The sequence below is a fragment of the Candidatus Streptomyces philanthi genome, from assembly GCF_059553635.1.
Map to the genome: position 1 here is coordinate 1 of NZ_JCANQV010000437.1, position 3558 is coordinate 3558.

General features: G+C 73.7%; 3 protein-coding genes. All 3 read right to left on the reverse strand.

The window, feature by feature from the left end:
• Positions 1 to 1087 (reverse strand): D-alanyl-D-alanine carboxypeptidase family protein (locus AC51EU_RS28565; protein WP_496269981.1); only part of this gene is annotated, 1087 nt, incomplete at its 3' end.
• Between the two features lie 208 nt (positions 1088 to 1295).
• Positions 1296 to 2516 (reverse strand): cytochrome P450 family protein, encoded by a 1221-nt coding sequence (locus AC51EU_RS28570; RefSeq protein WP_496269982.1) that lies wholly within the window; start codon positions 2514 to 2516, stop codon positions 1296 to 1298.
• A gap of 176 nt (positions 2517 to 2692) precedes the next feature.
• Positions 2693 to 3558, reverse strand: an 866-nt coding sequence (locus tag AC51EU_RS28575; RefSeq protein ID WP_496269983.1) for an MAB_1171c family putative transporter, incomplete at its 5' end; no start/stop codon positions are given.

A 3558-nucleotide genomic window follows, 5' to 3' on the forward strand; every position in this document is an offset into this window, starting at 1 on the left:
CGGCGGCCTGCACTGCGGTTCTCCGGTCGGGTCCTTCGTTCTTGAGGTCGACGCTGCCGTCGGTGAAGTCGTACCGGTCCTCGTCGTCCCCGTCATCGAGCCGGACGGGTTCGGGTTCCGGCACGGTCTCGGGGAGGCGGACGGTGGGGATCGAGTCGACCGGTTCGGCGGTGCCCACGTGCGCGAAGCCCCAGTCCAGGAGCGAGGCGGCCTCCTTGTAGACCGCGTTGTTCTCGCCCGACTGCGGGTTGAGGACGGTGGCCAGCAGGGTGTGCCCGTCCCGTTCGGCCGCGGCTATCAGGGTGTTGCCGGCCTGGGTGGTGTAGCCGTTCTTGACGCCGATGACGCCCGGGTAGGGCGTGACGCCGTGGGAGCCGGACAGCAGCCGGTTGGTGTTCTCGATCTCTTCGATGCCGCCGTCGGGGGTCGGGAAGTCGGCGCGCGCGGTGGAGCAGTAGCGCGCGAAGTCGGCGTTGGTGAGCCCAGCGCGGCCGAAGAGGGTCAGGTCGTAGGCGGAGGACACCTGCCCGGGGGCGTCGTAGCCGTCCGGGGAGACGACGATGGTGTCCTGGGCGCCGAGCCGGTCCGCGGTCTCCTGCATCTCGTCGGCGGTGGTCTGCCAGCCGCCGTTCATCGCGGCCAGCACGTGGACCGCGTCGTTGCCGGAGCGGAGGAAGACACCGCGCCACAGGTCGGCGACGGTGTAGTCGGCGCCCTCCTCGACGCCGACGAGGCTGCTGCCCGCGCCGATGCCGTCGAGGTCCGCCGCGCTGACCTGGTGGACGGCTCCGGAGCTGAACTTCGGCAGGACGGTGTCGGCGAAGAGGGTCTTGAGGGTGCTGGCCGGGGCGAGCCTGCGGTGGATGTCCTTGGCGGCCAGGACGTCGCCGGTGTCGGCGTCGGTCACGGCCCAGGAGAGGGCGGACAGGTCGGGCGCGTCGTCCGGGGACGCGGCGCGGACCGCGGACCGGTCCGGGGCGGCCGGTCCGGCGGCGTGGGCGGGGGTGGATATGGAGCTGAGCGACACGCCGGCGGCGATCACCACCAGCGCACCGGTCTTCCTGAGGAGATGCGCGTCAAGTGCCATGGCCGTCACGCTAGGAACGGCCCGGGAGGCCCGCAGGGGCTGCTGCGCCATACGGCCCAAGGAGGACGGCGCGGGAGGGGGACGTCCGGCGTGTCGCGGGACAGGACGACCCGCCCGGTGCGACGGGGGATGCACACCGGGCGGGTCCCAAGACCTTTCTACCGCATCGCAGAACGCTTTTGCCTCAGAAACGTGTTCGTTCTCGGAATCACCAGCTGACGGGGAGCGAGATCAAGCCACGTGCGCGCAGCGTCCTCCGGTGCCGCAGCGTGTCGCGCGGAACGGCCAGACGCAGCCCGGGGAAGCGCTCCAGGAGCGCGGCGAGGGCGGTCGCGGTCTCCATCCGGGCCAGCGGCGCGCCCAGGCAGTGGTGGATGCCGTGCCCCAGCGCGAGGTGGCCGGTGAGGTCGCGGCCCCAGTCCAGCGTGTCGGGGGCGGGGAAGCGGGCCGGGTCCCGGTTCGCGGAGGCGGTGGACAGCAGCACGCTCTCGCCCGCCGGGATCCGTACACCGCCGATCTCCAGGTCCTCCTTGGGGAAGCGGCGGATCGCGAGCGGGTTGGGTGCGTCGAATCGCAGGAACTCCTCGACGGCGTCGGGGATTTCGGCCGGATCGCCGCGCAACTGGGCCATCCGCTCGGGATGGTCGAGCAGGGCGAGGACGGCGTTGCCGATGAGGTGCACGGTGTTCTCGTAGCCGGCGAAGAGGACCAGGAAGGCGAGCGACGTCAGTTCGTCCTCCGACAGCCCCTTCCCGTCGCCCGCCGCGTCGTCGTCGCGTACCGCGATGAGGTCGGAGAGCAGGTCCTCGCCGGGCCGGGCGCGCTTGGCGGCGATCAGGCCGGTGAAGAACGCCAGCATCTCGCCGATCGCCTCCCGCGTCCCCTCCGGACGGGCGGGGTCGGGGGTGAGCAGCGCGTCGGTCCAGGCCCGGAAGTCGCGCCGGTCCTGCTGCGGCACCCCGAGCAGATCGCAGATCACGGTGATCGGGAACGGCCCGGCGTAGTCGGCGATGAGGTCGGCGCGGCCGGCGGGCTCGACGGCGTCCAGCAGCGCGTCGGCGGTCCGGCGTACGGGGGCGCGCAGTGCCTCGACGCGCCGGGTGGTGAACGCCTTGACGACCAGACGGCGGATACGGGTGTGGTCCGGCGGGTCCATGTTCATCAGATTGGCGTCCAGCGCGGGCGGCAGGGCGAAGCCCCGGTAGCCGCCGGGCGCGGCGTGGCGCTTGTCGAGCGAGAGCCGCGGATCGGCGAGCGCGGCCCGGACGTCCTCGTACCGGGTCACCAGCCAGGCGGGCCGCCCGTCGGGCCCGGTGATCCGGTGCACGGGGCCGCTCTCCCGCAGCGCGGCGTAGGCGGTGTACGGGTCGTCGAGAAGGAGCGTCGTGTCGACGGCGGTGTCGGGGCCGGGCCCGGCGGTGTTCTGCATGGTCCCCGACTGTAGGGCGTGGCCGGTGGGGCGACAGTGGCGGGTCGGGGAGGGAAGTCCCCTGGTGGGGCCGGGGGTTCGCCGGGAGCGGCGGCGGCACCGGGGGCCGGTGCCGCCGGGGGCGGTGCGGGTGGCCCGGACCCCCGTCCCGGGCCACCACGTGGAGGGGCCGCCGGTCAGGTGCGGGCCACCGCGCCGCGCTGGCGCAGTTCGGCGAGCACCGTCTCGGTCAGCGGTGAGCGGTAGACATCGGCGAGCAGGGCCAGATGGGCGTACTCGGCGGTGAGTTCGTCACCGCCGGTGGCGACCACGACGCTGTCGGCGGCATGGGCCGGGGCGTGGCCCACCGCGCGGTTCTCCAGGCCGCGGCGGAGCGCCACGGCCTCGGCGACGGCGGCGAGTTGACGGTCGTCCAGGGAGACCGCGCGGCCCCGCTCACGGGCGATGTCCAGGGCGTCGGACTCGACATGGCCGCGGATGCCGCGTTGCACGTCGCGGATCTCGGCCATCTGCCGGTTGGCGCGCCACTCCAGGTCGGCGAGGGGCCAGCGCCCGAACCAGGCCGTGTGCTCCATGGTGACCTCGGGGGCCTGCGCGGTGACCTCCCGCCACAGCGGCGACAGGCGCCGCAGCCGCCGCCAGGCCGCCACCCGGGGCCCGGCGGCCGGCAGGGTGAAGCCGGAGAGGACGAGGAGGGCGGCGACCGAGGCGCTCAGCGGGGCCACGCCGTTGGAGAGCCACGGCGCCGGGTGCCCCGTCCAGGAGAGGACGAAGCCGGTCAGCTTGGCGGCGCAGTAGAGCAGCGCCAGCCAGCAGCCCGCCGCCATCGTCCGCAGCCCCCGGGCGAGCCAGGAACCGCCGAGGCGGGCGGCGTAGCGCGGGAAGAGCACACCGAGCCGTGCCAGACTCGATCCGAAAATGGCCAGATACAGACCCAGGAAGAGCATCACCCCGGGGGCGTCCGTGTAGGCGGTGCTGAAGTCGCGGGGGTGTTCGACGGCGTCGGGCCGGCCGACGGCGAAGCCGATGACCGCCACCGTCC